We start from the raw sequence: 7,998 nt of genomic DNA, 5'->3' as shown, positions 1-7,998 counted from the left end.
ATGAAGGCCCCCGCCAGACGGGCGTTGGTGAAGAGCGGGACGTTGTGGTCCACGGCGCTGCGGCGGACCCGAAATCCGTTGATCAGCTCGCTTTCCGTCAGGTTTTTCGGGATGTTGATCACCAGATCGACCTTCTGAGCCCGAATGAGCTCCACCGCTCCCAGCATGGCACGGTTGGAGTCCTCTTCGACCTCGCTGGGCTGATAGGCCCGGATGCTGGGGACGCCGTTCTTCGTCAGAAAATCGTAGGTCCCTTCCGTGGCGTAGATGAGATAACCCTTTTCGCAGAGCCGCTTCGTGCAGTCCAGCATGTCCACCTTGGAGCGCAGGGGGCCGCTGGAGATCAAAATTCCCCTTCCCGTCCCCTTTTCGGGAACGCGCATCCCCACGGCCAGCGCCGCCTTCAGAACCGCCTCGTGGAAATCGTCCCCAAGGCAGCCCACCTCTCCCGTGGAGGCCATTTCGACTCCAAGAACGGGGTCGGCGTTCTGCAGGCGCGAAAAGGAGAACTGAGAGGCCTTTATTCCGACGTAATCCAGTTCAAATTCGCTCATGGCGTGCTTTTGGACTTTTTCGCCCAGCATGGCCAGCGTCGCCAGCTCGATCAGGTTCAGCTTCAGCACCTTGGACACGAAGGGGAAACTGCGGGAGGCCCGAAGGTTGCACTCGATGACCCGAACCCGGTTGTCCTTCGCCAGAAACTGGATGTTGAAAGGGCCGGTAATCGCCAGTTCCGAGGCGATGCGCTGGGCCACCCGGCGGACCTGACGGGCCGTCTCCACGTACAGACGCTGAGGGGGAAACTGAATGGTGGCGTCGCCGGAATGCACCCCCGCAAACTCGATATGCTCGGAAATCGCGCAGGCGATCATCTCGCCCTGGGAGGCCACCGCGTCGATTTCCACCTCCTTGGCGTGCTCGACGAACTCGGTGACCACCACGGGGTGGTTCTGGGAGACGTTGACCGCCTCGCCCAGGAAATGCTCCAGCTCCGCCGCGTTGGAGCAGACGTGCATGGCCGCCCCCGACAGCACGTAGGAGGGCCGCACCAGAACGGGATACCCCACCTCTCTGACGAATGCGTAAATTTCGTCCATTGTGCGAAGTTCCTTCCAGCGGGGCTGTTCCACGCCCAGCCGATCCAGCATGGACGCGAACTTATGCCGGTCCTCCGCCCGGTCGATGCTGGTGGCGGAGGTCCCCAGGATGGGAACTCCCGCGCGCTCCAGAGGCAGAGCCAGGTTGTTGGGAATCTGCCCGCCCGTTGAGAGGATCACGCCCCTGGGGTTTTCCAGCTCCACGATGTCCATGACGCGCTCGAAGGTCAGCTCCTCGAAGTAGAGCCTGTCGCAGACGTCGTAGTCCGTGGAGACGGTTTCCGGGTTGTAGTTGATCATCACGCCGCGCCAGCCCTTTTTCCGCAGGGCCGTCAGGGCGTTGACGCCGCACCAGTCAAACTCCACGCTGCTGCCGATGCGGTACGCGCCGGACCCCAGAACGACGATGGATTTTTTGTCGCCGAGGTACGTGACGTCGTTGGCCGCGCCGTTGTAGGTGAGGTAGAGGTAATTGGTCTGAGCGGGGTACTCCGCCGCGAGGGTGTCGATCTGCTTCACCACCGGCACGATTCCCAGCCGTTTGCGCAGGTCCCGAACCTCGCCGCGTTTTTCCTCCGGGATGTAGAAACGGTCGTCGACGGCTTTTTTGTCGGGGTTATAGATCAGTTTCGCGATCTGGTAGTCCGAGAACCCCATCTGTTTGGCCTCCCGCAGGAGCTCCGGCAGACGGGCCAGGTCCTCCAGGTCGGGGAGGGCCGCGATCTTTTCGGCGCAGACGTGGATGTCCGAAAGCCGCTGCAGGAACCAGCAGTCTATTCGGGTGAGGTCGTGGATTTTTTCGACGGTCCAGCCCCGGGCCAGAGCCTCGGCGATGACGAAAATGCGGCGGTCCGTGGGGTTCGAAAGGGCCTGAGCCAGATCCTCCCCGGACAGTGCCTCCATGTGGGAGGAGCTGTTGGCGCCGGCGGCGAAACCGTGCATTCCCTGAGCGATCATCCGCAGGCCCTTCTGAATGACCTCCTCGAAGGAACGGCCAATGGCCATGACCTCTCCCACGCTTTTCATGCTGGACCCGATCTCGTGGGAGACCCCCTCGAACTTGCCCAGGTCCCAGCGGGGAATTTTGCAGACGATATAGTCCAGAGCCGGCTCGAAAAAGGCGGTGGTGGACTTCGTTACGGAGTTGGCGAGCTCGTGAAGTCCCATGCCCAGCGCCAGTTTCGCCGCCACGAAGGCCAGCGGGTAGCCGGTAGCCTTGGACGCCAGAGCCGACGAGCGGCTGAGGCGGGCGTTGACCTCGATCACGCGGTAATCTTCGGAGGCGGGGTCGATGGCGTACTGCACGTTGCACTCGCCCACGATCCCCACGTGGCGCACGATGCGTATGGCCAGCTCCCGAAGCATGTGATACTCGTCGTTGGTGAGAGTCTGAGAGGGGGCCACGACGATGCTTTCCCCGGTGTGGATTCCCAGGGGGTCGAAGTTCTCCATGTTGCAGACCGCTATGCAGTTGTCGTAACGGTCCCGCACGATTTCGTACTCGACCTCCTTCCAGCCCTTCAGGGATTTCTCGATCAAAAGCTGGCTGGAGAAGCTGAACGCCTTTTCCACGGTGGCGGACAGCTCGCCGGCGTTGTCGCAGAATCCGCTGCCCATGCCGCCCAGGGCGTAGGCCGCGCGCACGATCACGGGGTATCCCAGAGATTCCGCCGCCTCACGGGCCGCCTCCGGGGTTTCCACCGCGACGCTCTCGATGGTTTTGACCTGGATTTCGCTCAGTCTTTCGACGAACAGCTCCCGATCCTCGGTGTCCATGATGGACTGAACGGGGGTTCCCAGCACGGACACGCCGTACTTCTCGAAAATTCCCGACCGGAAAAGCGCCACGCCGCAGTTCAGCGCCGTCTGTCCGCCAAAGGCCAGCAGGATCCCGTCGGGCCGCTCCTTCTCGATCACTTTTTCGACGAAAAACGGGGTCACGGGCAGAAAGTAGATTTTGTCGGCGGTCCCCTCGGAGGTCTGGATGGTGGCGATGTTGGGGTTGATGAGAACCGTGACGATCCCCTCTTCCCGAAGGGCCTTCAGAGCCTGGGAGCCGGAGTAGTCGAACTCTCCGGCCTCGCCGATCTTGAGGGCCCCGGACCCCAGCAGCAGCACTTTTTTGATGCTCTTCGCCGAAGCGTTCTCTTTGCCGCTCACCGCGCCTCGCCTCCTTCCATCGTGCCCGTTTCCATGGCTTCCATGAACCGGTCGAACAGAAACTCCGTGTCCGTGGGGCCGCTGGAGGCTTCGGGGTGGAACTGGGCGGAGAAAAAGGGCTTCGTTTTATGGCGAATCCCCTCGTTGGTCTGGTCGTTCATGTTGACGAAGAGGGGCTCCCAGTCGTCGGGCAGGGTGCCGGTGTCCACGGCGTACCCGTGATTCTGGGAGGTGACGAAACATTTTGTCGTGTTGCGGATCTGCACCGGCTGGTTGTGGCTGCGGTGCCCGTATTTCAGCTTGTAGGTCTTCGCTCCGGCGGCCAGGGCCATGAGCTGGTTTCCCATGCATATTCCAAAGACCGGTTTGTCCCCCTCCAGCGCCGCCCGCAGATGACCGACGGCCGTGCCGCAGAGGGCGGGGTCGCCGGGCCCGTTGGAGATGAAAAGCCCGTCCCACTCCAGCGTGTTGAAGTCGTAGTCCCAGGGCACCCGGGTCAGGCGGACGTTGCGCTTCAGGAAGCACCGGATGATGTTGTGCTTGACCCCGCAGTCCACCAGAACCACGTGTTTACCCGTATTTTCGACGCCGTAATGGATGATGTCGCAGCAGCTGGCCTCCGCCACCAGGTTGCGCTGGCCGGGGTCGTCGAAGGGAATCTCGTCGGGGGAGTCGAAGACGATTTTACCGTTCATGGCGCCCCGCTCCCGAAGGAACTTCGTCAGCTCCCGGGTGTCGATGCCGTAAAGGCCGGGAACCCGATGCTCCTTCAGCCAGTCGCCCAGGCTCTTTGTGGCGTTCCAGTGGCTGTATCGGGCGGAATAGGAGGAGATGATGAGGCCTGTGACGTGGATTTTTTCCGACTCGTAATAATCGTAAACCCCGTCTTTTCGCGTGTCGGGAGGAACGCCGTAGTTGCCCACCAGCGGATAAGTCACGGTGAGAATCTGCCCCACATAGGAGGGGTCCGTCAAACTCTCCGGATAACCCACCATGGAGGTGTTGAAAACGACCTCTCCCGCCGCGGGCGTCTCGCTGCCGAACGAATAGCCCTGGAATACTGGCCCGTTCTCCAGAATCAGCGACGCCTTCCGTCTGCTTTCCAACGCGCTTCCTGCGGACGGCTTTTCCGGAAAACCCGGTTCGGAATCAGAACACATAAAATCGAAACCCTTTCCTGCTGAATTTGATCAAGATTTGCTTTAACTATCTTTGTTCACTTCATTTATTTATTTTTTTATATTTTCACTTTAAACGCGTCACCATCATCATGAGCTGTTTCATGCCCGTGGCAAAGCTGTCGACCCGGGCGCGCTCCTGAAGGGAGTGGGCGTTTTCGGAGGAGATGACCCCCACGGAGACGGTGGGAATGCCGAGAGAGACGGAAACGTTGCCGTCCGTGGCCCCCTCTCCGCTGAGGGGAACGTCGTCGTATCCCAAATCCTTCAGAGCGACCACGGCCGCCTGAACCACGTCCAGACCGGCGGGGTTGGGCTGCTGACCGGCGGTGATGTCCATGAGCAGTTCCTTCCTGAAGACGGCGCCGGAGTCGGTGATGGCCTTTTCCATGGCGCTCAGGACGCTGTCCTCAAGTTTTTTCAGGCCCGCCGGGTCCGGGCACCGCATGTCGAGGGTCACCCAGGCCTCCTCGCAGATGGCGTTTTCGGTGGTTCCGCCGCCGATGACCCCCAGGTTCAAATAGATGGGCGGGTCCTCTTCGGTCTGGTATTTATAGGCCTCGGTGATGGCCAGAGCAAGGCTTTTCACGGCCGAGGGCTGCCCCAGGCTTTTCATCGTGTGCCCCGCGGGGGTGACGGCGTAAACTTTGTACCAGTTGACCCCCAGACCTCCCACAAAAATCTTTCCCAGCTGACCGTCCACGGCGATGACCTGATCCGGCTTTTTGGCGGCGTGGGCCAGGTAATATTTCATCCCCTGCAGCCCCACTTCCTCCTGCACGGTGGCCAGGAAAAGAAGGTTGCAGGCCGGAGTGATGGAGAGCTCGTCCAGAGCCCGTTTTATCCAGGTCAGGGCCAGAGGGGCGGGAATGTCGTCTCCGGCGCCGGGGCAGTAAATCCATCCGTCCCGGATTTCCGGGTTCAGAGGGACGTCGTTGGCGAAAACGCTGTCCATGTGTCCCGTGATGAGAAGGGTGCGCGCGCCGGGTTTCCCCTTCATGGTTCCCCACACGTTGCCGATTTCGTCCCGGGTCACGTCCTCCAGACCGATCTTCCGGAATTTCGCCTCGAACCACGCCGTGCGCTTCTGTTCCTGCCGGGATTTTCCGGGGATGGCCATGACCTCCAGCCATTCCTTCAACATAGCGTCTTTGTTCCGGTCGATCCAGTCGGCGACCGCTTCATCCGCGGACGCGGCCTCCGCCCGCCGGCAGAGAAAAACAGGCACGAAAAGGGACACCATCAATAACAGCGAAATAGACATAAGAACCTCCTGAAATTTATTTCTTTTTTGATCCTTCACTTAAAAATTAGTACGTTCTCTGTTATATTATGCCATAAAAGAGCGGAGAATGAGCTTCGGAACGGGAGAGCTTCAGAACGGGAAAAACCGTCGCCGCCGCTCGGCTCGGACTGGAAAGGAAGATTGCGCAATGACGTCACTGTCGCGTCCAAAGAAGACTCTGGGGGTTCTTGGCGGAATGGGGCCGGCCGCTTCGGCGGAGTTTCTGGCGATTTTGGCCCGGGACACCCCCGCGGAAAGGGACCAGGATCACCCGCGGGTTCTGATGATTTCCGACCCCTCCATTCCCGACCGCACGGAGGCTCTCCTGGGAACCGGAGAGGACCCCACGCCCTTTCTGCGAAAGGAGCTGGAGCGACTGGTGGACATGGGGGCGAACCTTCTGGCCGTTCCCTGCAACACGGCTCACTGTTTCATCGACCGTTTTCGGGAGGCGCTGACCGTCCCCCTCGTTCACATCGTGGAGGCGACGCTGGACTCGGCCCGGCGCAGGAGTCCGAAGGGCGCGTGGCTCCTGTCCACCTCCGGAACGCGGAAAAGCAATATCTATCCTGAATACGCCAGCCGCGTGGGCTACGAGTTTTTTCACCCCGCCGACGGGCAGCAGGAACGCATACAGGAGAGCCTCACTCTGGTCAAGGCGGGAAAAATGTCCGAGGCCGGGCGCGTGCTGCGGGAGGTCATCGAGGAGCTCCGGCGGGAGCGCGACACTCTGATCGTAACGGCCTGCACGGAGCTTCCCCTGGCTTACGCGGCCTCGGGGCTGCCCCGTGAAAAGGAGGTTTCCAGCCTTCAGGCCCTCAGCGACGCCTGTCTCCGACGCCTTTTCTGAATTTGGCGCAAAAAAAAGCGTGCGGACGAGGAGAAAGAACCCCGTCCGCGTTTTTTCATTTCCTTTATTTCTTTGGGTTTTTTGGTTAAGCGGCTCTCAGTTTACCACCGCGTCGGAGGGCGTCAGTTTTTCCCCTTCCGTGGCCGCCACAACCGCGCAGACGGCGGTATCTCCGGTGACGTTGACGCAGGTGCGCATGGCGTCGAGAATGGCGTCGATGCCCGCCACAAGGCCGATTCCTTCAATGGGCAGTCCGGTGCTGGTCAGAACCAGCGTCAGCATGATCAGCCCCGCTCCGGGAACGCCCGCCGTGCCGATGGAAGCCAGAGTCGCCGTAAGGATGATTCCGATCTGGGCGTTTATCGACAGGTCGATGCCGAAGGCCTGAGCGACGAACAGGGCGCAGACTCCCTGATAGAGGGCGGTCCCGTCCATGTTGATGGTGGCCCCCAAAGGCAGGACGAAGGAGCTGATGCTCTCCGAGACCCCCAGGTTGTCCCGAACGTTGGCGATGGTGACGGGCAGCGTGGCGGAGCTGGAACGGGTGACGAAGGCCGTGATGGAGGCCTCCTGAACGCCCTTGAAGTACCAGAGCGGAGATCTCTTGCAGAACACGACGACCATCCCCGAATAGACGACGAGGGCGTGGAGGATGCAACCCGCGTAAACCGCGCCGATGACCTTGGCGAAGGGCGCCAGTATGGAGAATCCGTATTTTGCCGCGGTGACGGCGATCAGCGCGAAAACGCCGTAAGGAGCCAGTCGCATGATCATGTGAGTCATGGAGTACATGACCTCGGCGATGGCGTCGAAAGCGCCGACGATGCGTTTACCCTTCTCGCCGGCAAACAGGCACGCCACGCCGAAGAACAGCGCGAAGACGATGATCTGCAGCATGTTGGCCTTCACGAGGGAGTCCAGCGGGTTCGACGGGAAAATGTCGAGGAAGACGTCCAGCAGCGGTTTGCCCTCCTGGGCCTTCCCGGCTGCCCCGGCGATGTTCATGCCGATACCCGGCTGGATCAGGTTGCCCAGGACGAGGCCAATGGCAATGGCCACCGCCGTGGTCAGGAGGTACAGCACGAGGGTCTTGATCCCGATTCGCCCCAGTGACCTCGGATCTCCGATGGAAGCGGCCCCCACCACGATACTGGAGAAAACCAGCGGAACGATCAGCATCTTCAGAAGCGTAAGAAAGATTTTCCCCACGGCGTCCAGGAGAGGCATGACATACTCCTTCAGCAACGCGTTGTCCGCCGCCATGGGCCCCACGAGAAAGCCAAAGACGATACCCAGCACAAAACCGATACTGATTTTCACCAACAATGACGTCCCTTTGTTCTTCACGAATACCCCTCCTTCTGTGAGTTAAAAACGTTCCGGTTCTCCAGGATAGCTTATTATAACAAATGATACCCGTTGAACAGA

The 7,998-nt window shown here is 60.5% G+C and carries 5 protein-coding genes; 1 reads left to right on the top strand and 4 read right to left on the bottom strand.

The features are described 5' to 3' along the window. From carB to LBR61_12520, 3 genes are all read right to left on the bottom strand, one after another. On the bottom strand, positions 1-3,257 hold a 3,257-nt coding region (gene carB, locus LBR61_12530), incomplete at its 3' end, for a carbamoyl-phosphate synthase (glutamine-hydrolyzing) large subunit (protein ID MDR1732907.1). Beyond that, positions 3,254-4,363, bottom strand: coding sequence for a glutamine-hydrolyzing carbamoyl-phosphate synthase small subunit (gene carA / locus LBR61_12525; GenBank protein ID MDR1732906.1), 1,110 nt, complete (start codon positions 4,361-4,363; stop codon positions 3,254-3,256). The genes carA and carB, both read right to left, overlap by 4 nt. 139 nt (positions 4,364-4,502) lie before the next feature. Continuing rightward, positions 4,503-5,699 (bottom strand): M20/M25/M40 family metallo-hydrolase, encoded by a 1,197-nt coding sequence (locus LBR61_12520; protein ID MDR1732905.1) that lies wholly within the window; start codon positions 5,697-5,699, stop codon positions 4,503-4,505. A 169-nt stretch (positions 5,700-5,868) separates the two neighbouring features. Here LBR61_12520 and LBR61_12515 point away from each other — a divergent pair, with 169 nt between their 5' ends. After that, positions 5,869-6,570: an amino acid racemase gene (locus LBR61_12515; GenBank protein ID MDR1732904.1), complete on the top strand. Its 702-nt coding sequence runs from the start codon at positions 5,869-5,871 to the stop codon at positions 6,568-6,570. Positions 6,571-6,666: 96 nt separating this feature from the next. Here LBR61_12515 and LBR61_12510 read toward each other — a convergent pair whose 3' ends face one another. Continuing rightward, positions 6,667-7,917: a dicarboxylate/amino acid:cation symporter gene (locus LBR61_12510; protein MDR1732903.1), complete on the bottom strand. Its 1,251-nt coding sequence runs from the start codon at positions 7,915-7,917 to the stop codon at positions 6,667-6,669. Positions 7,918-7,998: the final 81 nt, after the last annotated feature.

Source organism: Synergistaceae bacterium (genome assembly GCA_031272035.1).
GTDB lineage: Bacteria > Synergistota > Synergistia > Synergistales > Aminobacteriaceae > JAISSA01.
Note: the sequence above shows the minus strand (reverse complement) of the source record. Positions and strands in the feature narration are given on the sequence as shown.

Bases quoted from the DNA above. Each gene is read 5' to 3' on its own strand.
- LBR61_12520 (MDR1732905.1), bottom strand. From the start codon at position 5,699: ATGTCTATTTCGCTGTTATTGATGGTGTCCCTTTTCGTGCCTGTTTTT.
- LBR61_12515 (MDR1732904.1), top strand. From the start codon at position 5,869: ATGACGTCACTGTCGCGTCCAAAGAAGACTCTGGGGGTTCTTGGCGGA.